The sequence below is a fragment of the Enterobacter sp. Li2LvB3 genome (assembly GCF_056156645.1).
Genome location: NZ_JBSICG010000006.1, coordinates 91449 through 115461, shown reverse-complemented (window position 1 = coordinate 115461; position 24013 = coordinate 91449). Strand labels below are relative to the sequence as shown.

The following is a 24013-nucleotide window of genomic DNA, read 5'->3' as shown; positions in this document are numbered from 1 at the left end:
GCGACTTAAATGAAACAAATCACCGTCAGCGATTTGAAGCAACAAAGTGAAGCGGCTGCAAACTCCCCCCGCTTACGTGCCCACCGCAATTTTCATCCGGAGCTGATCGACCCCGTACAGCGTCTGGCCATTGCGATGGAGCCAGGCACTTACGTGCGTCCTCATCGTCACCCGCATACCTTTGAGCTGCTGATTCCACTCAGCGGGCGGTTTGTGGTGCTGAATTTTGACGACAACGGAAACGTCACGCGCCGCGTGGTTTTAGGCGAAGAGTGCATGGCACTGGAGATGGAAGCCGGTACCTGGCACGCAGTGCTGTCGCTGGATAATGGCGGAGTGATCTTTGAAGTCAAACACGGTGGCTATCAGCCGGTTGCCGCTGAGGATTTCGCCGCCTGGGCCCCCGCAGAAGGCGAAGCCGGAACTGCGGAACTGATGGAATGGTATAAGCACGTACAGCCCGGTGCGAACGCGTTTAACCAATAATCCCGCAACAAGAAATAGCCCGCATGAATCTGAAAGTTATGTTACTGCGGGCTATTTTATGAACAAAAAATGCGCCCCTTGCCCAGTCAAATCAAGCACGTCCAGATTTGCCGCTTTTTTAATCAAAAACGATCAATAGCACATATCGTATAAGGGTGCTACATTACGCCGCCAGCCAACATCGGCAGTGGACAGGTGACGCCGTAAAGATCGGTAAAGCCTGCAACCATCACCTCAATATATGGTCTTATAGGCACGACGTATCGCGATGTCTGCGCTACCTTTACTGGCTTCACATAGGTTTCACTATTTTGTCTCAATCCAAATTCGAACGCGCGTTTTTACACCCGCGTTACTGGTTTACCTGGTTTGGTCTTGGCGTCCTCTGGCTGTTGGTTCAACTTCCTTATCCGGTACTTCGTTTACTGGGTTCGAAACTGGGCAGCGCATCACGTCACTTCCTTAAGCGCCGTGAATCCATCGCCCGCAAAAATATTGAGCTGTGTTTCCCTCAGTACAATGCGCACGAACGCGAAAAACTGATTTCCGAAAACTTCAAATCCATTGGTATGGCGTTGCTCGAAACGGGTATGGCCTGGTTCTGGCCCGACGAGCGTGTCCGCAAATGGTTTGACGTTGAAGGTCTGGAAAACCTGAAGCGCGCGCAGGCGCAGAACCGTGGCGTAATGGTGGTTGGTGTGCACTTTATGTCACTGGAGTTGGGTGGCCGCGTAATGGGTCTTTGCCAGCCGATGATGGCAACCTACCGTCCGCACAACAACCCGCTGATGGAGTGGGTACAAACTCGCGGGCGTATGCGTTCCAACAAAGCGATGATCAGCCGTAATAACCTGCGTGGTATGGTTGGCGCACTGAAAAAAGGCGAAGCCGTCTGGTTTGCTCCCGATCAGGATTACGGGCGTAAAGGCAGCAGCTTTGCACCATTCTTTGCGGTTAAAAACGTAGCGACCACCAACGGTACGTTCGTGATTTCACGTTTGTCAGGCTCCGCCATGTTAACCGTGACGATGGTGAGAAAAGCGGATAAGTCGGGCTATCGTCTGCACATTTCCCCGGAAATGGCTAACTACCCGGAAAACGAATGCGAAGCCGCTGTGTTTATCAACAAAGTGATCGAAAAAGAGATCATGCGTGCGCCTGAGCAATATCTGTGGATGCACCGCCGCTTCAAAACCCGCCCGCTTGGCGAATCTTCGCTCTATATCTAAGCCCTTTTTGAAGGTTAGTTTCGCTAAGAAACTAACCTTTTCAATCACCTGTAATTACCCTGAGTAACTGTTTTTTTCTTACGTCGCTCAACGGGAATTTATTGCGTGTTGAAATCAAACTGTCGCCGTTCCACGACACTCGTAAGTGTCGGAAATTATTTAAAAAAACCCCTCTTGTCACCCCCCATATTTAGGCGTACATTAGCGCCGTCTGGCAACAGGAAGGCGCAGAATTCTGAGCTGAAGTTAGCGGCTTTGTGAGCAGCCCAATTTCAGTTCTCTAACATCAGGTGGACTCTGTTTTTCAATGCGTACCATAAGATACGCGGAGCGATGAAACGTGAAATATTTCTTTATGGGCATTTCGGTGATTGTTTTAGTCTGGGCCGGAACCTTTGCTCTCATGATCTAGCAAAGTGAATGCAGTCAAAAAAAAAGGAGCCGTTGGCTCCTTTTTTTATGTCATGACAACGCGGCTTACTCGCTGCCGCCCTTCGATGTCAGCAGCCCATCAGCACGGAACATGCTCTTAATCCCTCTCACCGCCTGGCGAATACGATCGCTGTTTTCGATCAGTGCAAAACGCACGTGGGTATCACCATAATCACCAAAGCCGACGCCCGGGGAAACACAGACTTTCGCGTCGTGTAGCATCTTTTTAGCAAACTCCAGCGATCCCATCGCCGCATACGGCTCAGGGATCTTCGCCCAGACATACATTGATGCCTTCGGCATTTCTACCATCCACCCCGCCTCATGCAGGCCTTTGACCAGCACATCGCGGCGGCGTTTATACTGCGCGGCAATGTCTTTCACACACTGCTGGTCGCCTTCCAGCGCGGCAATTGCCGCCACCTGCAACGGGGTAAAAGTACCGTAGTCGTGGTAGCTCTTAATGCGGGCCAGGGCACTCACCAGCGTTTTGTTACCGACCATAAAGCCAATACGCCAGCCGGCCATATTGTAGCTTTTGGAAAGAGTGAAGAACTCGACTGCCACATCGCGCGCACCAGGCACCTGCATAATTGAAGGTGCTTTCCAGCCATCATACACAATATCGGCATAGGCTAAATCGTGAACCACCAGCACGTCGTAACGTTTTGCCAGGGCGACCACTTTCTCAAAGAACTCAAGTTCAACGCACTGCGCCGTTGGGTTTGACGGGAAACCGAGGATCATCATCTTCGGTTTTGGGTAGCTTTCGCGGATAGCGCGTTCGAGTTCATTGAAAAAGTCTACGCCTTCCACCAGCGGCACAGAGCGAACCTGCGCGCCGGCAATCACGGCCCCGTAAATATGAATGGGATAGCTTGGATTTGGCACCAGAACGGTATCACCGTGATCCAGCGTTGCCAGCATCAGGTGCGCCAGCCCCTCTTTTGAACCGATGGTCACAATGGCTTCGCTTTCAGGATCGATATCGACCTGATAGCGATCCTGATACCAGCGGGAGATCGCACGACGTAAACGAGGAATACCGCGGGAAGTCGAGTAGCCATGCGTATCAGGACGCTGGGCAACCGTACATAATTTCTCGACAATATGCGGTGGTGTAGGGCCGTCAGGATTACCCATGCTGAAATCGATAATGTCTTCGCCACGCCGACGCGCAGCCATTTTCAGTTCAGCAGTGATATTGAAAACATAAGGGGGTAAACGATCGATACGCGTAAAACGGCGTTCAGGACTGGAGTCAGCCATAGGTTCCTCAGATTCACGTTAGCGCCCGGACCGTCCGAGCGACGCTGCCACGTATGTGGCGTGCTTAGAAAATAACCTGAAAAAAAACGTGCTGTCGAGAGGGAAAATAAAAAAAATATTTCGCGCTAAAACGGGAATGCTGCTGCGCATAAAAGCGGAACAGCAAAGTCTAAATGCGCATTTTTAATACCTGTTATTTAACACAATGATATCAAATACGTTACCTTAACTCTGCCGCGTGCGATAAACCCGGCCCGATTCAGGAACCCTCTCATAATCCCCTTTGGAAATTATGGTTTTTCCTCATTTGATAAAGCAGATGGATAGCTGGTCATTAGGTGCCAGGTTTTTTATCATAGCTTTTTCCCGATTTCCCAGGTTCACCCGTGCACGAAATATTCGATATGCTCCTGGCGGTTTTTGACCGCGCGGCATTAATGCTGATCTGCCTGTTTTTCCTGATCCGCATTCGCCTGTTCCGCGAGCTTTTACATAAATCCGCCCACTCGCCCAAAGAGCTGCTGGCCGTCACGGCCATCTTCTCGATGTTCGCCCTGTTCAGCACCTGGTCCGGCGTCCCGGTTGAAGGCTCACTGGTGAACGTGCGCATCATCGCCGTCATGTCCGGCGGGATCTTATTTGGCCCGTGGGTGGGGATTATCACAGGCCTCATCGCAGGGACACATCGTTACCTGATTGATATTGGCGGCGTCACCGCCATTCCCTGCTTTATCACCAGTATTATCGCCGGAGTGCTTTCCGGCTGTATCAACCGCAAAATACCGAAAAAGCAGCACTGGCGCGCAGGGATCATCGCCGGCATGGCGTGTGAAACACTGACCATGATCCTGGTGGTGGCCTGGGCGCCCACCACGGATCTTGGGCTGGATATTGTCTCGAAAATTGGTATTCCGATGATTCTGGGAAGCGTCTGCATCGGCTTTATCGTGCTGCTGGTGCAGAGTGTTGAAGGTGAGAAAGAGGCCAGCGCGGCGCGCCAGGCTAAGCTGGCGCTCGATATTGCCAACAAAACGCTGCCACTGTTCCGCCATGTCAACGCCGAGTCACTGCGTCAGGTCTGCGATATTATCCGCCGCGATATTCACGCCGATGCCGTTGCGATCACCAATATCGATCATGTGCTGGCCTACGTAGGTGTGGGCGAGCATAACTATCGCGATAACGATGACACCGTTAGTCCTACCACACGACAGGCGATTAATTACGGGAAAATCATTATTAAAAACAATGATGAAGCCTACAGAACTCCTGAAATTCACTCCATGCTAGTGATCCCGCTGTGGGAGAAAGGTGTGGTGACCGGCACGCTGAAAATTTACTACTGTCATGCGCACCAGATAACCTCGTCGCTTCAGGAAATGGCTATCGGCCTGTCGCAAATCATTTCGACCCAGCTTGAAGTCTCTCGCGCCGAACAACTGCGAGAAATGGCAAATAAGGCAGAGTTGCGCGCGCTGCAAAGTAAAATTAATCCCCATTTCCTGTTTAACGCGCTGAACGCAATTTCCTCGTCCATCCGGCTGAATCCAGACACCGCGCGCCAGCTGATTTTCAATCTGTCACGCTATCTGCGCTACAACATCGAACTGAAGGACGATGAGCAGATAGACATCAAAAAAGAGCTGTATCAAATTAAAGACTACATCGCCATTGAGCAGGCACGCTTTGGTGACAAGCTGACGGTCATCTACGATATCGATGAAGAGGTTAACTGTGTGATCCCAAGCCTGTTGATTCAGCCACTGGTCGAAAACGCCATTGTCCACGGTATCCAGCCGCGCAAAGGCAAAGGCGTGGTGACAATTAGCGTGGCCGAGAGCGGAAATCGCGTCCGCATTTCGGTTCGCGATACCGGCCACGGCATCGATCCCAAAGTCATTGAGCGCGTTAAGTCCAACGAAATGCCCGGTAATAAGATTGGGTTACTGAACGTGCATCACCGCGTCAAACTGTTGTATGGCGATGGGCTGCACATTCACCGTCTTGAGCCTGGCACTGAAATCGCTTTTTACGTCCCGAATGAACGCTCACCCGTTCATGCGCCGACATCCCTGTTGCCGTAGGCAGGAGTAACGCATGAAAGTCATCATCGTAGAAGATGAATTTCTGGCTCAACAAGAGCTGAGCTGGCTGATTAAAACCCACAGCCAGATGGAGATCGTGGGCACCTTTGAAGATGGCCTCGACGTACTGAAATTTTTGCAGCACAACCGGGTCGACGCGATTTTTCTGGATATCAACATCCCTTCGCTGGACGGCGTGTTGCTGGCGCAGAACATCAATCAATTCGCCCATAAGCCGTTTATTGTGTTTGTCACCGCCTGGAAAGAGCACGCTGTAGAAGCCTTTGAACTGGAAGCGTTTGACTACATTCTCAAACCTTACCAGGAGTCACGAATTGTGAGTATGTTGCAAAAGCTGGAAGCAGCATGGCAGCAGCAGGCGGCACCCGTGAACACAAGCCCGGCAACGCGTGAAAATGACACCATTAATCTGGTCAAGGATGAGAGGATAATCGTGACGCCGATAGACGATATCTACTATGCCGAAGCGCATGAGAAGATGACGTTTGTCTATACCCGGCGCGAATCGTACGTGATGGCGATGAACATCACCGAGTTTTGCAGCAAACTGCCGGCCGCGCACTTTTTCCGCTGCCACCGTTCGTTTTGCGTGAATTTAAATAAGATCCGCGAGATCGAACCCTGGTTTAACAACACCTATATTTTGCGTCTGAAAGATCTCGATTTTCAGGTGCCGGTGAGCCGCAGCAAAGTGAAAGAGTTTCGCCAGCTCATGCACCTGTAAGGGCTTTCCCCTCTCCCGCCGGAGAGGGGAACACGACTCAGAGCACCTGGCCGAGAACCTGACGCAAATGCGCGCCAGAACCCAGCAGGCCTGGGTTATCGTGCACAATCAGGTACACCGGAATGTCCTGAACGTAGCTTCTGAAACGACCTTTGTCTTCAAACCCACCGCGGAAGCCAGAGGCTTTAAAGAAATCGAGGAAGCGCGGCACGATGCCGCCCGCAATGTACACGCCGCCGAAGGTGCTGAGATTCAGCGCCAGGTTGCCACCAAAACGCCCCATGATGACGCAGAACAGCGACAGCGCACGACGACAGTCGATGCAGGTGTCTGCCAGCGCGCGTTCGGTGACATCTTTCGGTTGCAGGTTTTCAGGCAGACGACCGTCAGACTTCACAATCGCACGATAGAGATTCACAAGCCCGGGACCAGAAAGCACACGCTCAGCGGACACATGACCAATCTCAGCACGCAGTTCTTCGAGAATAATGCCCTCTTCTTCGCTGTTTGGCGCAAAATCAACGTGACCACCCTCGCCCGGCAGGCTGACCCAGCGCTTATCAACGTGCACCAGATGCGACACACCCAGACCGGTTCCTGCGCCATAGACGGCAATCGGTTTACCTTCGACTGGGGCGGTGCCACCGAACTGAATCAGGTGTTCTGGCTTTAACATCGGGATCGCCATCGAAACCGCAGTGAAATCATTAATGATTTCAAGATGTGAAAAACCGAGGTTCTTTTTCATTTCTGCGATAGAGAATGCCCAGGTATGGTTGGTCATTGCCACCCAGTCGCCAGTAATCGGGCAGGCAATGGCAATACAACCGTCCTCAACGCTTATCTTATGCTCATCAAGATAGACGCGTACCACGGCCTCAAGGCTTGGATAATCCAGCCCTGAATAGGTCTTCGCCTGGGAAATCTCACCGGTGTTTACATCGCAGAGTGCAAGACGTGCGTTGGTCCCACCCACATCACCTACTAAAGCATACTTTGTCATTCTTCTACTGCTCCGCTAAAGTCAGAATAAATCTTTGGGACACTGTAAATTCAAGGCTGAATAACAACAACGACCTGAAGGCGGGCGCCCCAGGATTATCGATCTTCGTCACAGAATAACTTTACCGTTTCAGCATCTTTTGCACTATTGCCACAAAGTTGATTGTGCAAAGTAACACCATACGTTTTGTACAAGGAAATCATCATGCTCCACCCGCGAGCCAGAACCATGCTGCTATTGGCTATCCCGGCGCTCATCATTGGTATTGCCTCAAGCCTTGTGCTCATCGTCGTGATGAAGGTCGCGTCGGTGCTGCAAACAATGTTATGGACTACTATCCCGGCACAATTCGGCATCAACATCGACTCCCCTGTGTGGATAGTATTGATGCTGACGCTGACCGGTATTGCTGTAGGCCTGGTGATTCGGTTTAGCCCGGGTCATGCGGGGCCTGACCCGGCTCTGGAGCCGTTAATTAGCGCGCCCGTCAACCCATCGGCGTTGCCGGGGCTGCTCATTGCGCTGATTACTGGCCTTGCGGGCGGCGTTAGCCTGGGGCCAGAACATCCCATTATGGCGGTGAATATCGCCCTGGCGGTGTTTCTTGGCTCGCGTATCCTTCCTCGCGTTGGCGCGCTGGACTGGACTATCCTTGCTTCCGCAGGCACCATTGGCGCGTTGTTTGGTACTCCCGTTGCCGCTGCGCTGATTTTCTCTCAGACGCTCAGTGGCAATAGCGATGTGCCTCTCTGGGACAGACTCTTTGCCCCATTGATGGCCGCCGCCGCAGGCGCGTTAACCACCAGCCTGTTTTACCACCCGCATTTTTCACTCTCGTTGCCCCACTACGGGCAAATGCAGATTGCCGATATTTTCAGTGGCGCCATCGTGGTTGCCATTGCCATTGCACTGGGGATGGTTGCAGTGTGGTGCCTTCCACGCCTGCATCGCCTGATGCATAAGCTTAAACATCCGGTGCTGATGCTGGGTGTCGGCGGTCTTATTCTTGGCATTCTTGGCGCTATCGGCGGACCGGTAACGCTGTTTAAAGGTCTGGATGAGATGCAGCAGCTGGCCTTCAGTCAGGTGTTTAGCGTGTCAGATTATCTGCTGTTTGCGCTGGTGAAACTGGCCGCGCTGGTTGTGGCGGCAGCGTGTGGTTTTCGTGGCGGGCGTATCTTCCCGGCGGTATTTGTCGGCGTGGCGCTGGGGCTGATGCTGCACGAGCACGTGGATGCTGTTCCGGCAGCGATTACGGTGTCGTGTTCTATTCTGGGGCTGGTTCTGGTTGTGACGCGCGATGCATGGCTCAGCCTGTTTATGGCCGCCGTGGTGGTGCCAGACGCCACGCTTATCCCGCTGTTATGTATTGTGATGTTGCCCGCCTGGCTCCTGCTGGCGGGCAAACCGATGATGATGGCCTGGCGAAACGACAAATAATCAGGCTCTGTTGCGCGCCTCCAGGGCCTTAGTGATTGCACCAAGCAGCGGCGGGATATCGGCTTTCGGTAGCATGACCTCAATCAGCGAAAGCCGCTCGTGGTGCGCCACTTTTTCCAGCACGTCCGCCAGTTGTTCAACCTCGCTCACTCTCCAGCACTCGGCCTGCGGATTCAGGCTGAGTGCCTGCGGGATCTGCGTCCAGTTCCACAAGGCAATATCGTTGTACCGCTGCTCTGGCCCGTGGATCGCCCTTTCCACCGTATAGCCTTCGTTGTTTAACACCAGAATGATGGGCCGCTGTTTATCGCGCAGCATAGAGCCCATCTCCTGAATGGTCAGTTGTGCGGCGCCATCACCCGTAAGCACAATCACGCGGCGCTGAGGGCAAGCCGTCTGAGCACCAAATGCGGCGGCCAGCGTGTATCCAATCGATCCCCAGAGTGGCTGAACGATAAAATTCACATCAGAAGGTAAGCGCAACGAGAATGCACCAAAGGCAGAGGTCCCCTGGTCGGCCAGGATGATGTCACCGGGCCGGATAAAGGTTTGCAGCGTGCTCCAGAAACTTTCCTGGGTCAGTTCACTGCCCTGCGCCGTCGGTGAAAATGAATGATGAATAGCAGGCGCAACCGGCCCGGAAATGTGCTGTTTGCAAAGCTCGGCCAGCGTTTCTATCGCCTGGATCATCGGAATACCAGTAAACCAGATATCCCCCACGCGTGAAGCATGAGGCTGAACTTCGATGGTTTGCGCCGGAGTAAGCTGATGCGTAAATCCGGCGGTCAGCGTATCGGTAAAACGCGTGCCGATGCACAAGACCGTATCCGCGCCTTCAATTGCCTCTTTCGCGGCATCAGCACTTGCCGACCCGCTGTACGTACCGTAAAAGCCCGGCTGGCGCTCGTCAAAAATCCCCTTGCCCATCAGCATGGTTGCGTGCGCCATCGGTACCTCTTTCACCCACTTCTGAAGCGAGTGCTTCAGCCCGTGGCGCAGGACCAGAAAATCTGCCAGCAGAGCCGTTCGTTTGCTGCAGGCAAGCCGGTTCTGGGCAGCCTCACGAAATGCTTTAAGACAGCCATTATCCGCATGAGCAGGCTTAAAAGTGAGAGCGGTTACAGGCGGGGTGGCCGCTTTTTTTGCCACATCAGCGGGTAACATCAGATAGCCTGGACGGCGTTCACGCAGCATCGTGGTGAGTACCCGGTCTATTTCGTAACAGGCATTTTGTTCGGTAAGGATCGCCTGGGCGACAGTGACAGGCTCACTCATATGGTAAAAATGACGGAAGTCTCCATCACCCAGAGTGTGATGTAACAACTCACCTCGTTGCTGAGAAGCCATGCCAGGCGCACCCACAATGTGCAACACCGGAACATACTCAGCAAAGCTGCCAGCAATGCCGTTCATGGCACTTAACTCGCCGACGCCAAACGTCGTCAGCAGCGCGGCAAAACCCTTACATCGGGCATAGCCGTCAGCGGCGTAAGATGCATTCAGCTCATTTGCACAGCCCACCCAACAGATATCCGGGCTGTCTATCACGTGGTCGAGAAACTGCAAATTATAGTCGCCTGGCACGCCAAACAGATGATCGGCTCCACAATCTGTAAGACGGTCCAGCAGGTAATCGGCGACGCAGTATGGGGTACGCATGACAGGTATCCTTCTTATGTTGACCTCACTTTGAGTATTAAAGAAGCGTGATGGCTGTCCAGAATTGGCAATAAGATGGACATGGAAAGAATGCTTTACAAAAAAGGCTGCGTTATGCTCTTTTTCTTCACGCGAATGTAAACGTATACACTCGTTTATCTTTTTAGCACCAGAGGTCACGAGAATGGGTTATCAGCCTGACAAAAATCGTTATCAGTCAATGCAGTATCACCGTTGTGGACAGAGCGGGCTTAAATTACCGGCCATCTCTCTGGGGCTTTGGCATAACTTTGGTGACACCACGCTCATTGAAAACAGCCGCCAACTTTTACAGCGGGCCTTCGATTTGGGCATCACCCATTTTGATCTTGCCAACAATTACGGACCACCTCCTGGCTCAGCCGAGCGCAATTTCGGGCGCATTTTGCAGGAAGATTTTTTGCCCTGGCGTGACGAGTTAATAATTTCCACCAAAGCAGGCTACACCATGTGGGACGGCCCTTACGGCGACTGGGGCTCACGCAAATATCTGATTTCAAGTCTGGATCAAAGCCTTAAGCGTATGGGGCTTGAATATGTCGATATCTTCTATCACCACCGCCCTGATCCTGAAACGCCACTTCAGGAGACAATGAAAGCACTTGATCACGTGGTGCGTCAGGGGAAAGCACTGTACGTTGGTTTATCGAACTATCCGGCGGAACTGGCGCGTAAAGCGATCGATATTCTTAACGATCTCGATACGCCTTGTGTTATCCATCAGCCTAAATACTCCATGTTTGAGCGCGCGCCGGAAGAGGGATTACTGGACGTCCTGAAAGAGAAAGGTGTCGGGTGTATTCCCTTCTCGCCGCTGGCAGGTGGCCAACTGACTAACCGCTATCTGCACGGAATTCCACAGGATTCACGCGCGGCGAGCGGCAGTAAGTTCCTTAACCCCGACCAGTTAACCGAAGAAAAACGGTTAAAGGTCGTCGCGCTGAACACGCTGGCGGAAAACCGCGGCCAGAAACTCTCGCAAATGGCACTGGCGTGGGTATTGCGCCACGATGCGGTAACGTCCGTACTGATTGGCGCGAGTAAAACGTCGCAAATTGATGATGCGGTCGGGATGCTCGAGAATCGTCATTTCTCCCCACAAGAGCTGACCACCATCGACGATATTCTGAACCGGTCAAATTAAAACCATTTTTAGCAAAACGTGCTCTCATTTGTGATTTAGGAGTTGAGGCGATGAAACGGGGCTTTACCGCCCCGTAATATTGCGTTAACAGGCCGCACGACGGCCCCGATCGTGAAGGAGAAGAGTATGTTCAGGTCACTGATTCTGGCTGCGGTTTTAATGGCTGCGGCGCCGCTGGTTGCAAATGCGGGCGAAATCACCCTGTTGCCATCAGTAAAATTACAAATTGGCGATCGCGATAATTACGGTAACTACTGGGACGGTGGCGGCTGGCGTGACCGTGATTACTGGAATCGTCATTATGAATGGCGTAGAGATCGCTGGTGGAGACATGATAATGGTCGCCATCGTGGCTGGGATAACCGTAAAGCCTACGAGCGCGGCTATCGCGAAGGGTGGGACGACCGTGACGATCGTCGCGGAGGATGGGGTCGTGGCCACGGCCATGGTCACCACCACTAAAACAGAAAGGAGCCTGTTGGCTCCTTTCTTATTTCTATAATCCCAGTATCGTCCCGACCAACAACCACAGGTTGAGCGCCACCACCACAACCACAATGGCCCAGCCAGTGCGTTTCACAAGCGTAGTGTTCACCAGATCGCCCATCAGGGATTTGTCGCTGGTAAAGATCAGCAGCGGAACCAGTGCCAGTGCAATACCAAAGCTCAGCAATACCTGGCTCATTACCAGGATACGCGTTGGATCAAGCCCCATCAGGATAACGATAAATGATGGCAGCATGGTGACTGAACGGCGCACCCACAGCGGGATGTGAAAGCGCACGAACCCCTGCATCACCACCTGCCCTGCCAGGGTTCCCACCACGGTCGAAGACAGGCCCGCAGCAACCAGACTCAACCCAAATACCGTGGCAGCCGCATGGCTCAGCAAGGGTTCCAGCGTCAGATACGCCTCATCAAGATCGGCAATGCCCGTGTGCCCGTTAAAATGAAACGCGGCGGCGGCAGTTGCCATCATCGCCAGATTCACAAAACCGGCAATCGTCATTGCGATACCAACATCCCATTTGGTTGCGGAATAACGCTGCTGGCGCGTCCCGCCGTGCAGGTGCTGCGTTAAAGAAGAGTGAAGGTAAATCACGTGCGGCATTATAGTAGCGCCCAGAACGCCCGCAGCCAGGAATACGGCTTCAGAGGTTGGCAGGCTTGGGATAACCATCCCTTTACTTAACTGCGCCAGGTCAGGCCGCGAAAAAATTAACTCAACAATATAAGCCGCAGCCACAAACAACAGCAGACCACCAATCACTTTTTCAAGCGGCTTTTGCCCACGACGCTGCAACATCAGGATAAGGAAAGTCGCAATCCCGGTCAGCACCGCGCCCTGTAACAGAGAAACGCCCAGTATCAGTTTGAACCCGATAGCCGCCCCGATAAATTCAGCCAGATCCGTTGCCATTGCAATGATTTCAGCCTGGATCCAGTAAAGCCAGACGGCGGGACGCGGATAATGGTCGCGGATCTGTTCTGCCAGGTTTTTACCCGTGGCGATCCCAAGCTTTGCGGAAAGCATCTGAATCAGCATTGCCATCAGGTTCGCCCAGACGACAACCCACAGCAACTTATAGCCGAAGCTCGCCCCGGCCTGAATATTGGTCGCAAAATTACCCGGATCGATATAGCCAATGGCAGCAATGAACGCAGGTCCCATTAATGCGAACCGCAACTTGCGCGCTGCTCTGCCACTGCTACCCTCTACGCGACTGTTTGTCATTTCTGCCTCTGGAAATATAGCCTTTGCTATGTTTGATGCTAACAAAATGAGAATGATTATCAAGATCATTTAAAACGTTTTGAGTGATTTCTCTGATAGCTTTGAACGATAGAAGGGCAGCTTCGCTGGTGCGACCCCACAGAATGTGGATTCGCGCAGTCTTTTGTGAAGCGTAGCACACAAACTTAACTTTTCACTAATTTACTCAACATAACAAAAATGTATTGTTGATCACTATTTTTGAGACTCGTCACAGGATGTGACTATAGTGTGGCTTTGATCTCGTTTTCTTTACGCTTGTTACATAGAATGTGCACGGAAATTAAACCTGCCTCAAATTTGGAGCAAATATGGACCGCGTCCTTCACTTTGTCCTGGCACTCGTTGTCGTTACTGCGCTTGCATTGCTGGTCAGCCATGACCGCAAAAAAATCCGCATCCGCTATGTTGTTCAGCTTCTCGTCATTGAAGTTTTACTCGCGTGGTTCTTCCTGAACTCCAACGTGGGGCTTGGCTTCGTGAAAGGCTTCTCCGAAATGTTCGAAAAACTGCTCGGATTCGCCAACGAAGGGACTAACTTTGTTTTCGGTAAAATGAACGACGAAGGCCTGGCATTCTTCTTCCTGAAAGTGCTGTGCCCTATCGTCTTCATCTCTGCGCTGATTGGTATTCTGCAACACATCCGTGTTCTGCCTGTCGTTATCCGCGCTATTGGTACTGTACTGTCTAAAGTCAACGGTATGGGCAAACTGGAATCCTTCAACGCAGTAAGTTCCCTGATCCTGGGTCAGTCTGAGAACTTCATTGCGTATAAAGACATTCTGGGCAAAATGTCCCGCAACCGTATGTACACCATGGCAGCCACGGCAATGTCTACCGTTTCCATGTCTATTGTGGGTGCGTACATGACGATGCTGGAACCGAAATACGTTGTTGCAGCTCTGGTTCTGAACATGTTCAGCACCTTTATCGTGCTGTCTCTTATCAACCCATACCGCGTTGAAGAGGGCGAAGAGAACCTCCAGATGGCAAATCTGCATGAAGGTCAGAGCTTCTTCGAAATGTTAGGTGAGTACATCCTGGCAGGTTTCAAAGTTGCGATTATCGTTGCAGCTATGCTTATCGGCTTTATCGCGCTGATTTCTGCATTGAACGCACTGTTCGCTGCGGTTCTGGGTATCTCCTTCCAGGGTATCCTCGGCTACATCTTCTATCCGATTGCGTGGGTAATGGGTGTTCCGGCAAGCGAAGCATTACAGGTTGGTAGCATCATGGCCACCAAACTGGTTTCCAACGAATTTGTTGCGATGATGGATCTCCAGAAAATTGCCGGCACGCTCTCTCCGCGCGCTGAAGGTATTATCTCTGTGTTCCTGGTTTCCTTCGCCAACTTCTCTTCTATCGGCATCATCGCGGGTGCGATTAAAGGTCTGAACGAAGAGCAAGGTAACGTGGTTTCTCGCTTCGGTCTGAAACTGGTTTACGGTTCTACCCTGGTGAGCGTACTGTCTGCTTCTATCGCAGCACTGGTACTGTAATCCGGATCGAAAACAAAACCGGGAGCCTGTGCTCCTGGTTTTTTTATGCCTGCAGTTCGCTAAGCGCCAGAGGTTTACCCAGCAGATATCCCTGCAAATAGTCCACGCCAAAGCGGAGCAACATCTCGCGCTGTTCCGGCGTTTCAACAAATTCGGCAACCACACATAACGACTTCGTTTTCGCCAGATTGCAAATTGACTGCACAATCATTGCATCCATGCTGTCGCTACAGATATCTTTTACGAAACAGCCATCTATCTTGATGATATCGGCCTGAAGTCGCTTGAGGCGCTCGTAATTGGCATATCCTGTGCCAAAGTCATCAATCGCAATACGGAAACCGTAGTCCCTCAGTTGCTGAATGTTCTTGATACTGGTTTCTGAATTCGAGAACGCCTGCTCTTCGGTTATCTCAATCACAACAGCATGAGGCGGAACCAGATAGTGTTCGAAGAGCGAGATAATCTCGGTCGCGACCTCTTTTTGCATCAGCGTCAACGGCATGAGGTTAACGGAAAACCGGGTTTTGTCATGCAATACCGGGTTATCACGCAGCCATGCCAGTAAGTTCTCAACCACGCTCAGGTCGAACCGATGACTCAGGTTGAACTGGGCAATCAGCGGGATAAAACGGTCAGGCGTAATGATTTCACCATCACTCTCGAGCCGCGTCAGGATCTCGTGATAGCCCTTTCCGGCAGCATTCTGGATCGGCTGGGCGTACAAGCGGATACCGCCCGCGTCGAGGGCGCGTTTGATACGCCCCAACATCAGCACTCTATCGGTGGTTTGCCCTGAAACAGTTTCAAGGCTGTTGGTCAGGGCCAGCACATTATGCGTTGCACAAGACTGTTCAGAGAGCCAGCTTAGCTGCCCCAGGGTGTGATGGAGTTTTTCACCGTTTTCAATTTCGCCCCATGATGCACCAAACTCAATATCCAGCCCGGTGTTGTTCCAGAAAATTTTACGGCTGTTCAGCTGATCAACCATATGCTGCAAGCGTTCAGCCGTTCCCGGCCCCAGCAGAACCAGCACCAGTTCGCTGCCTGGCAGTTGGAACAGTTGTTCATCTTTCTGCATTAGCGGCTGGAGGGAGGCCGTAATCATGCGCTTGCAATGCACACGCATGAGAATGCCGTAGTGGCGACTCAGGAACTCCAGGTTGTCCATCCGCAGGCAGCAGATCTTCGCATCAGGATGGAGATACAGGTAATCCTCAAGCGCACGAATGTTGGGCAGACCCGTTAGAGGATCGGTTAATGCCCTCTTCTGCCAGCCTTGTTTCATCCATTCACTGTGTCGATAAATCCTCGACATATAGAGCAAACAAATAGCAAAAGAGATCAGCACCGACAGGATAAAGGAGAGGGAGTATCCCGATTCCACCCCATTGAGGAAGTTATAATTGTACGTTAGCAGTAAGAGTGCCGATGTCGCCCACAGCAGCGAGATAACCGCATAGCTCATGCGGCTGATCCCAAGCGTAAAGAGGATAAAGATGATTGGCATTAAATATCCCGCAATTATCGGTGACTCCAGTGGAGCACACAAAACTGCAACAATAAACATCAAAACCATTAGCCAAATTACTCTATAAATAGGTTTTTTATTCAAGAGTAATGGTTTAAGACTCTGCCGCCAGAATGCTACTGCATACCGGGGACTAATTATCATTCTTAAGGGGTAATAGAACATCATTGTAAATATGAGCGCCGCACATATCAGACTTTGAATATCAACAACGTTATAAATTGCACTACCTTCGCCGAAGTAGGTGGAGATAGTCACAGGAAAATCAAATAAGTAGCCAGCCAGATACATCGATAGCTTAATGCCTACCGGAACCATAAATCCGAGCCAGAATATACGAAGACCGATGTACTTATTGGGCACACTGTGGCGCCAGCGCTTGCCCAGCACCAGACGGATCACACCACAAGCGGCAAAGACGGAGAAAGTCTGACAAAACAGCAAAACTAAATATTGTAGCGGTGCTAAATTAATACTGTAAATATTAGTAGCAGTAAAACTTAACAGGATGGGAATAATTGCGCGGCGGCCAAACAATAAAATCACGGCCAGCATTACACTTAATGGTAACCATGCCAAATAAACATCATGACCGTTAACTATTGCTCGCGGTGAGATATAACGAGAAAACGGAACCGCAATCAGACAAAGCAGCAACGCTATCATAAATATCTTTACATTATTGACATTTTTACTGTTCATTAAGGTGAATAAACTATTTTCCGCTATTATTCATTGACCGGACGGATAATAGGTTTATTAATTGCGCGAAGCAAGATCAAGTCTATAAATAGACCGCTTTCTTAAGCTGGATTGAGGCGAAGTATAGGAAAACACCATCACTTGCAACAAAAGCCGTGCGTGGATGTTACAAAAGCATAAAAAAACCCCCGTCTTTCGACGAGGGTTTAAATTTTGGTGGAGCTAAGCGGGATCGAACCGCTGACCTCTTGCATGCCATGCAAGCGCTCTCCCAGCTGAGCTATAGCCCCACATGTTACTTTACATACCGCACTCTGTTGGGTTCAGAGTTTGGTGGAGCTAAGCGGGATCGAACCGCTGACCTCTTGCATGCCATGCAAGCGCTCTCCCAGCTGAGCTATAGCCCCATCGTAAAGCTGTCATGTTGACGGGCGGCATAATATGAATTCCGCCGCGGAGTGTCAACGGCAAAATCGATCGCTTTGAACCAATCGTCGAAAAATCATGCAAATGAATCACTTTGCGTACCTGCTCGCAGTCAGGAGTTAAGCCTGTCACGTTTTCACGTAAAACGGTGCTATAAAATGAACCACTAATTAACCCTACTATTATTCAGGCAATTGCATGATCAAGGAACGAATGACGCCAGAAGAGTTAGCCCTGCTCACTGGCTATAGCCGCCAGACCATCAATAAATGGGTACGCAAAGAGGGTTGGATTACATCGCCTAAGCCAGGAGTACAGGGTGGCAAGGCGCGGCTGGTGCATGTCAATGAACAAGTTCGGGATTTTATTCACAGCGCTCGCCGGGCGTCGGACACACCTGATATGCCTGAAAACCATGACCGTTCGCTGCACACGTTACTTCTGACGCTGGCAAATGAAATGACGCCGGATGAGCAAAAGCAGCTAACATCTCTGTTACTGCGGGAAGGGATTACCGGATTATTGCAACGTTTAGGGATACGCGAACAGAGCTGATATGAAAAGATTACGCAGTAAAATGACGACCGAAGAGTTGGCCGATAGTTTAGGTGTTGCCCGGCAAACCGTTAATCGCTGGATTCGGCAACAAGGATGGAAAACGGAAGGCATTAACGGGGTAAAAGGCGGACGCGCACGGTTAATTCATATTGATGCCCGCGTTCGCGAGCATATCATGAGCATTCCAGCCATCCGTAACCGCCAGGCTATCTATCAACTGGCAGAAGCGCCCTCTTTATACGGGGAACCAAAATCGTCTGGCTTACTTCCCCAAATCATCGACTCTCTTGAAAATTTAACGCTGATTGAGCAAGAACGACTTCAGGTATTATTGACCCGGGAAGGTCTTCAGGGATTTCTTACCCGCCTCGGAATTACTGAATTGCACGCATAAAAAACGGCAGGTTTCCCTGCCGTTTTTCTTACCTTACGCGCAATTACTGCTGGCTTTCACGCTCAGCAATAAAGCCCAGTGCTTTGTTAATACGCGCGACGCTGCGTGTTTTACCAATAGCATGAACGGTGACATCCAGTGCAGGTGACTGACCAGCGCCTGTTACTGCCACGCGCAGAGGCATCCCCACTTTACCCATGCCCACTTCCAGTTCATCGGCGGTCGCCTGAATCGCGTGGTGAACATTTTCAGCGGTCCACTCGGTAATCGCCGCCAGTTTGTCACGCACGACTTCCAGTGGCTGACGCGCAACCGGACGCAGGTGTTTCTTGGCCGCATCGGCATCAAACTCGTCGAACTCTTCATAGAAGTAACGGCAGCTTTCGGCGATCTCTTTCAGTGTTTTGCAACGCTCGCCAAGCAGTTTCACCAGTTCCGCCAGCTCAGGGCCAGTGCGGGTATCGATGTTTGCCTGTTCGATGTGCCATTGCAGGTAAGTCGCAACGTACTCTGGCTGCATGGTGTTGATGTAGTGGTGGTTCAGCCACAGCAGTTTATCGGTGTTGAACGCACTGGCGGATTTGCTGACCGCGCCCAGGGAGAACAGATTGATCATCTCTTCACGGCTAAAGATCTCCTGGTCACCACTGGACCAGCCCAGGCGAACCAGGTAGTTCAGCAACGCTTCCGGCAGATAGCCGTCATCACGGTATTGCATTACGCTAACCGCACCATGACGTTTAGACAGTTTTTTACCGTCGTCACCGTTGATCATAGAAACGTGCGCATATACCGGGACAGGCGCATTCAGTGCTTTCAGGATGTTGATCTGACGTGGGGTGTTGTTGATATGGTCTTCACCACGGATAACGTGAGTGATTTCCATATCCCAGTCATCTACCACAACGCAGAAGTTATAGGTTGGCGAGCCGTCGGTACGACGGATGATCAGGTCATCCAGCTCCTGGTTGCTGAATTCGATCGGACCACGGATCTGATCGTCAAAGATAACAGAACCTTCCTGCGGGTTGGCAAAACGCACAACACAAGGCTCATCCACAGCATGTTCGCTGTGGTCGTGGCGGCAACGGCCGTCGTAACGTGGTTTTTCGCCATTCGCCATTTGCTCTTCACGCAGAGCATCCAGACGTTCTTTAGAGCAGTAGCATTTATATGCCGTGCCCGCGACCAGCATTTCATCAATCACGGCGTTATAGCGGTCAAAACGTTTGGTCTGGAAATACGGGCCTTCATCCCATTCCAGATTCAGCCAGTTCATCCCATCCATAATGGCTTCGATTGCTTCCGGCGTGGAGCGCTCGAGATCGGTGTCTTCAATACGCAGCACGAACTCGCCCTTATTGTGGCGTGCGAAAAGCCAGGAATAGAGAGCAGTACGTGCACCACCGACGTGCAGATAGCCTGTCGGGCTGGGCGCGAAGCGAGTTTTGATTTTCATGAAATGGCCTTACGTTATAAAGATGCCGGCAATCGGCAAATCCTGGGAAAAAAACAATGGGCAATATTCTATCACTGTGGGGCGATTCCTCAATGTTGATCCCTGTATCGGGTTCGAGTTTGCTGTTTTTGTTTAGAAATCATGCGCAATAGTCCATTTCGCGATCGTTTTGTTTAATTTTACGACGAACGAATAAAAACTTTAGAAAATGCGTTGACTCATTTTCAACTCTCCCTATAATGCGACTCCACACAGCGGGGGTGATTAGCTCAGTTGGTAGAGCATCTCCTTTACACGGAGGGGGTCGGCGGTTCGAGCCCGTCATCACCCACCATCTACTTCACGTAGACTCGCAGTGTAGATAAGAATTGAGAATGGGCGATTAGCTCAGTTGGTAGAGCATCTCCTTTACACGGAGGGGGTCGGCGGTTCGAGCCCGTCATCGCCCACCATTCTCACCTTATCGATAGCAGTTCCGAAATGGGCGATTAGCTCAGTTGGTAGAGCATCTCCTTTACACGGAGGGGGTCGGCGGTTCGAGCCCGTCATCGCCCACCATTTCGGGTCGTTAGCTCAGTTGGTAGAGCAGTTGACTTTTAATCAATTGGTCGCAGGTTCGAATCCTGCACGACCCACCAATGTAAAAAAGCGCCCTAAAGGCGCTTTTTTGCTATCTGCGATTTGAACGATTCGAACCTGCCGCAGGTTCGAGCCGAACAACGTGAGGCAGCGGAGCCGTTTACGGCGACGACCCGAAGGGCGAGCGAAGCGAGTCATCCTGCACGACCCACCAATGTAAAAAGCGCCCTAAAGGCGCTTTTTTGCTATCTGCGATTTGAACGATTCGAACCTGCGATTCCGGCCTAATACAAATTCTTTATCCTTCAACCAGTGTGGCGACTAACCTCTCCACCGCCGGTGTTGCCTGCTTCTCGTCATACACCACGTATAAATCTGCCGGTATACGCTCTTTCAACGGGCGAAATACCACACCGGGCCACTGCATTTGCGCGTAACTGTCTGCCGCAAGCGTAATCCCCATACCCATACTGACCATCGCCAGAACCGTCTGCGGCTCAACGGCCTCACGGACAATCATCGGCGAAAATCCCGCCTGTTGACACACTCGCTGGAGAAAGGCCCAGTCTGAATGCGCCGACGGCATGGTGACAAAATATTCATTTTGCAGCTCTGAAAGTGAGATCGCCGAGCTGCTGACTAACCGGTGATCTTCCGGCATCGCCACCAGAAACGCGGCATCACGCAGGCGAATACTGGTAAACCCCGGGGCAGGTTCCGTGGCCATACGCCAGATCCCCACATCCAGCTCACACCGTTCAAGCAATGCCATCTGCATAACCGGTGATTTCTCGCGAAAAACCACGTCCACGTTCGGGTGCTCTTTTAAAAACGTTCGCATAACTGAACGCACTTCACTCCACATTGCCGTTCCCACAATGCCAAGCTCGATGCGCCCTGCCTCACCGCGACCAATTTGTTCGACCCGGGCCAGCGCCTGATTCGCACTGGTAAGCAGCCGACGTGACTCCTCCATCAGCACTTTCCCGGCATGGGTCAACGCAACGCTGCGGGAGTGACGAATAAAAAGCAGTGTTCCGAGCTGGCTTTCCAGCTCCTTGATATGCAGGCTTAACGGAGGCTGCGACATATTCAGGCGAGCCGCTGCCCGCCCAAAATGCAGCTCCTCCGCCACGGCCAGGAAATAGCGCAGGAGTTTAAGGTCGGTTCGGTAGACGCGTTCCATCAAAACATATCCCGGAGAAAGCACTGAATACCTCACCTTAAATCTTTTCGCGTCAGTAACAACCCGTTTTAATGCGTCGCTGTGCGCAACGCGTTGTTTTTACCCGCGTGTCGATAGTTAAAACTCAGAAAAAACACCACCGCCAGGATCAATGCGTAAGCCGCAAATACCAGCCAGATGGTCTGCCAGTCTTTCACGCCATCAACGGAGAAATAGTCCACCGCCATCCCGCTCAGGATCGACCCCACGTACGCCCCAACGCCGTTCACCATGGTCATAAACAAGCCCTGGGCGCTGGCGCGGATGTCCGGCGTCACCTCTTGCTCCACAAATACCGAACCTGAGATGTTGAAGAAATCAAAGGCGCAGCCATAGACAATCATCGACAACATCAGCAAAACAAATCCCACCGCAGACGGGTCGCCAAAGGCAAACAACCCAAAACGCAGCATCCAGGCCACCATGCTCATCAGCATTACGGTTTTAATACCAAAGCGTTTCAGGAAAAACGGAATTGTCAGGATGAAGAAAACTTCAGACATCTGCGAAACAGAGAGCAATATCGACGGATATTTAACGATAAAGCTGTCCGCATACTCCGGGTTACGCGCAAAATCGTGCAGGAAGGGGCTGCCGAAGGTATTGGTGATTTGCAGCACCGCACCTAGCAGCATCGCGAACAAGAAAAAGATGGCCATTCGCGGCTGTCTGAACAACACAAAAGCATTCAGGCCCAGTTTGCTTGCAAGCGTCGGGGCTGATTTGCTCTTCACTACCGGGGTTTTAGGCAATGTCAGGGAGTAAAGGGCTAGCACCAGTGAGGCCCCCGCAGCAATGTAGAGCTGAACATTACTGAGCTCAACCCCCATCAGGCTGATTGCCCACATCGCTACAATAAAGCCCACCGTGCCGTACACGCGTACCGGTGGAAAATGGCTCACCGTATCTAGCCCGGCCTGCTCAAGACAGGAATAAGAGAGCGTATTCGACAACGCAATCGTGGGCATAAACGCCATCGCATTGACCAGCATCACCCAGAACATCAGGCCGGGTTCGTTGACATGCGCGGCATAGCAGAGTGCAACCGCACACACGAGATGGCAAATCATATAGGCCCGGTCTGCACGCAGCCATTTATCGGCAATAATGCCCACCAGGGACGGCATAATGATCGCCGCAAGCCCTTTGGAGCTATAGACCAGCCCCACGTCTGAGCCGGTAAAATGTAGGGTATTAATCATGTAGGAGCCCAGCGTGACCAGCCAGCTCCCCCAGATAAAATATTGCATAAAGGACATCATCTTTAATCGGGTCGTGATGTTCATAACCTGTTCCTTTTCGCAGGGTGTGGCCCCTTTTCAGAGCCACGTATTTTTATCAGGCGATTTTGCGCAGGAAGCCGCAGATAAGATTGATGAAATTCTGCCGCGAGAGTTCAGCAGCCGCCAGCGTCTGCTCGTGGGACAGTTTCACATCGCCCAGCCCTTCGGCCAGATTCGTAATTGCCGACACAGCAACTACTTTCAGGTCGCAGTGTCGCGCGGAAATCACTTCCGGGACCACCGACATGCCCACGACATCACCGCCGATAATCTGCATCATGCGGATCTCTGCCGCCGTTTCGAAATTTGGGCCTGGGTAGGAAACAAATACCCCCTCGCTCAGCGGGAAGCCCTCTTCAGCCGCGACGGTTTGCAGCACAGCACGGAATTGCGCGTCATAAGCATTTGCCAGGGTGAAAAAGCGCTCACCGAAACGCTCATCGTTTAACCCCACCATCGGCGTGCCGGGCATGGTGTTGATGTGATCATTCAGGGCAACAAGGCTACCAGGCCCGACTTCCGGGCGAAGAGAGCCTGCCGCATTGGTACAAAACAGCAGCTCGCAGCCCAGCAGTTTGAAGGTGCGGATCGCGTCGGTCATGATGGTCATTCCACGGCCTTCATAGAAATGACCGCGACCTTTCATACAGACAACCGGAACTCCGGCAAGATGGCCTAATACCAGTTCCCCCGCGTGCCCATGTACAGTACTGACCGGGAAACCGGGTAATTTCGCATACGAGATAGCCACGGCATCTTCAATTTGTTCTGCCAGCGCGCCCAGGCCAGAGCCCAGGATAAAAGCAACGCGTGGCGTGAAATTTGGTTTGTGGGCGTGAATGATATCCGCACAGTACCAGGGATTATTTGAGAGGGTCATAGAGGCTCCTTCAGGACAAAGATTGCGATAGCAGATCGCATGACCTTTGTCTTATATCTGGAGCCTGGGGTGTATCACCAATACACTTTTGCAGGGTTATCAATACTGTTTCAGTATCGATATCTTCGGCCACGTCCTCCGGCTGGCCTCAAGCTATTGCTCACCGTGCCGAT

The 24013-nt window shown here is 51.7% G+C and carries 20 protein-coding genes, 6 tRNA genes and 1 other RNA gene; 16 read left to right on the top strand and 11 right to left on the bottom strand.

Annotation, left to right across the window (positions count from 1 at the left end; translation table 11 throughout):
- The first annotated feature begins 9 nt into the window (after positions 1-9).
- The 3 genes from ACS603_RS07170 (at position 10) to ypdK (ending at position 2127) form a co-directional block, all read left to right on the top strand.
- On the top strand, positions 10-486 hold the full coding sequence (locus ACS603_RS07170) for a WbuC family cupin fold metalloprotein (protein ID WP_474944012.1): 477 nt from the start codon (positions 10-12) through the stop codon (positions 484-486).
- Positions 487-794: 308 nt separating this feature from the next.
- Positions 795-1715: a kdo(2)-lipid IV(A) palmitoleoyltransferase gene (lpxP, locus tag ACS603_RS07165; protein WP_182063443.1), complete on the top strand. Its 921-nt coding sequence runs from the start codon at positions 795-797 to the stop codon at positions 1713-1715.
- 340 nt (positions 1716-2055) lie between these two features.
- Positions 2056-2127 carry a membrane protein YpdK gene (gene ypdK, locus ACS603_RS07160; protein WP_099458937.1) on the top strand — a complete coding sequence of 24 codons (72 nt, stop codon included), beginning with the start codon at positions 2056-2058 and terminating at the stop codon, positions 2125-2127.
- Positions 2128-2192: 65 nt separating this feature from the next.
- Here the strand turns inward: ypdK and alaC are convergent, their stop codons facing one another.
- Positions 2193-3416 (bottom strand): alanine transaminase, encoded by a 1224-nt coding sequence (gene alaC / locus ACS603_RS07155; RefSeq protein ID WP_182061918.1) that lies wholly within the window; start codon positions 3414-3416, stop codon positions 2193-2195.
- Positions 3417-3802: 386 nt separating this feature from the next.
- On the opposite strand from alaC, the gene ACS603_RS07150 reads away from it, so the two are divergent.
- Both ACS603_RS07150 and ACS603_RS07145 read left to right on the top strand, forming a co-directional pair.
- Complete coding sequence (locus ACS603_RS07150) at positions 3803-5500, top strand: sensor histidine kinase (RefSeq protein ID WP_182061919.1); 1698 nt, start codon at positions 3803-3805, stop codon at positions 5498-5500.
- 13 nt (positions 5501-5513) lie between these two features.
- On the top strand, positions 5514-6245 hold the full coding sequence (locus ACS603_RS07145) for a LytR/AlgR family response regulator transcription factor (protein WP_166716470.1): 732 nt from the start codon (positions 5514-5516) through the stop codon (positions 6243-6245).
- Positions 6246-6282: 37 nt separating this feature from the next.
- On the opposite strand, the gene glk is transcribed toward ACS603_RS07145, so the two are convergent.
- On the bottom strand, positions 6283-7248 hold the full coding sequence (gene glk / locus ACS603_RS07140; RefSeq protein WP_474944011.1) for a glucokinase: 966 nt from the start codon (positions 7246-7248) through the stop codon (positions 6283-6285).
- Between the two features lie 204 nt (positions 7249-7452).
- Here glk and ACS603_RS07135 point away from each other — a divergent pair, with 204 nt between their 5' ends.
- Complete coding sequence (locus ACS603_RS07135; protein ID WP_474944010.1) at positions 7453-8688, top strand: ion channel protein; 1236 nt, start codon at positions 7453-7455, stop codon at positions 8686-8688.
- Here the strand turns inward: ACS603_RS07135 and ipdC are convergent, their stop codons facing one another.
- Complete coding sequence (gene ipdC, locus ACS603_RS07130) at positions 8689-10347, bottom strand: indolepyruvate decarboxylase (protein ID WP_474944009.1); 1659 nt, start codon at positions 10345-10347, stop codon at positions 8689-8691.
- A 184-nt stretch (positions 10348-10531) separates the two neighbouring features.
- Here ipdC and ACS603_RS07125 point away from each other — a divergent pair, with 184 nt between their 5' ends.
- Together ACS603_RS07125 and ypeC are read left to right on the top strand one after the other, a co-directional pair.
- Positions 10532-11530: an aldo/keto reductase gene (locus tag ACS603_RS07125; protein WP_474944008.1), complete on the top strand. Its 999-nt coding sequence runs from the start codon at positions 10532-10534 to the stop codon at positions 11528-11530.
- A 126-nt stretch (positions 11531-11656) separates the two neighbouring features.
- On the top strand, positions 11657-11992 hold the full coding sequence (gene ypeC, locus ACS603_RS07120) for a DUF2502 domain-containing protein YpeC (protein ID WP_182061924.1): 336 nt from the start codon (positions 11657-11659) through the stop codon (positions 11990-11992).
- A 34-nt stretch (positions 11993-12026) separates the two neighbouring features.
- Here ypeC and ACS603_RS07115 read toward each other — a convergent pair whose 3' ends face one another.
- Positions 12027-13265 (bottom strand): Nramp family divalent metal transporter, encoded by a 1239-nt coding sequence (locus tag ACS603_RS07115; RefSeq protein ID WP_182061925.1) that lies wholly within the window; start codon positions 13263-13265, stop codon positions 12027-12029.
- A gap of 350 nt (positions 13266-13615) precedes the next feature.
- Here ACS603_RS07115 and ACS603_RS07110 point away from each other — a divergent pair, with 350 nt between their 5' ends.
- A complete protein-coding gene (locus tag ACS603_RS07110) occupies positions 13616-14803 on the top strand; it encodes a NupC/NupG family nucleoside CNT transporter (RefSeq protein WP_182061926.1) in 1188 nt (395 codons plus the stop codon).
- 43 nt (positions 14804-14846) lie between these two features.
- Here the strand turns inward: ACS603_RS07110 and ACS603_RS07105 are convergent, their stop codons facing one another.
- From ACS603_RS07105 to ACS603_RS07095, 3 genes are all read right to left on the bottom strand, one after another.
- Positions 14847-17036, bottom strand: coding sequence for a sensor domain-containing phosphodiesterase (locus tag ACS603_RS07105; RefSeq protein ID WP_474944007.1), 2190 nt, complete (start codon positions 17034-17036; stop codon positions 14847-14849).
- A gap of 214 nt (positions 17037-17250) precedes the next feature.
- Positions 17251-17326, bottom strand: a tRNA-Ala gene (locus ACS603_RS07100).
- A gap of 41 nt (positions 17327-17367) precedes the next feature.
- Positions 17368-17443, bottom strand: a tRNA-Ala gene (locus ACS603_RS07095).
- A 217-nt stretch (positions 17444-17660) separates the two neighbouring features.
- Here ACS603_RS07095 and ACS603_RS07090 point away from each other — a divergent pair.
- Both ACS603_RS07090 and ACS603_RS07085 read left to right on the top strand, forming a co-directional pair.
- Positions 17661-18017, top strand: coding sequence for a YfeC-like transcriptional regulator (locus tag ACS603_RS07090; RefSeq protein ID WP_182061928.1), 357 nt, complete (start codon positions 17661-17663; stop codon positions 18015-18017).
- Between the two features lies 1 nt (position 18018).
- Positions 18019-18414, top strand: coding sequence for a YfeC-like transcriptional regulator (locus ACS603_RS07085; protein ID WP_182061929.1), 396 nt, complete (start codon positions 18019-18021; stop codon positions 18412-18414).
- A 43-nt stretch (positions 18415-18457) separates the two neighbouring features.
- Here ACS603_RS07085 and gltX read toward each other — a convergent pair whose 3' ends face one another.
- A complete protein-coding gene (gene gltX / locus ACS603_RS07080; RefSeq protein ID WP_315686368.1) occupies positions 18458-19873 on the bottom strand; it encodes a glutamate--tRNA ligase in 1416 nt (471 codons plus the stop codon).
- 258 nt (positions 19874-20131) lie between these two features.
- Between gltX and ACS603_RS07075 the strand changes: the two genes are divergently transcribed.
- From ACS603_RS07075 to ACS603_RS07055, 5 genes are all read left to right on the top strand, one after another.
- A tRNA-Val gene (locus ACS603_RS07075) sits at positions 20132-20207 on the top strand.
- 42 nt (positions 20208-20249) lie between these two features.
- A tRNA-Val gene (locus ACS603_RS07070) sits at positions 20250-20325 on the top strand.
- Positions 20326-20355: 30 nt separating this feature from the next.
- Positions 20356-20431, top strand: a tRNA-Val gene (locus ACS603_RS07065).
- A 4-nt stretch (positions 20432-20435) separates the two neighbouring features.
- Positions 20436-20511: transfer RNA gene (locus ACS603_RS07060), tRNA-Lys, on the top strand.
- A gap of 29 nt (positions 20512-20540) precedes the next feature.
- Positions 20541-20666, top strand: a non-coding RNA gene (locus ACS603_RS07055) — RtT sRNA.
- Positions 20667-20750: 84 nt separating this feature from the next.
- Here the strand turns inward: ACS603_RS07055 and ACS603_RS07050 are convergent.
- The 3 genes from ACS603_RS07050 to xapA form a co-directional block, all read right to left on the bottom strand.
- Positions 20751-21638 (bottom strand): LysR family transcriptional regulator, encoded by an 888-nt coding sequence (locus tag ACS603_RS07050; RefSeq protein ID WP_182061931.1) that lies wholly within the window; start codon positions 21636-21638, stop codon positions 20751-20753.
- A 68-nt stretch (positions 21639-21706) separates the two neighbouring features.
- Positions 21707-22963, bottom strand: a complete 1257-nt coding sequence (locus ACS603_RS07045) for a nucleoside permease (protein WP_474944006.1) — start codon at positions 22961-22963, stop codon at positions 21707-21709.
- 52 nt (positions 22964-23015) lie between these two features.
- Positions 23016-23840 (bottom strand): xanthosine phosphorylase, encoded by an 825-nt coding sequence (gene xapA / locus ACS603_RS07040; RefSeq protein WP_182061933.1) that lies wholly within the window; start codon positions 23838-23840, stop codon positions 23016-23018.
- Positions 23841-24013 lie beyond the last annotated feature (173 nt).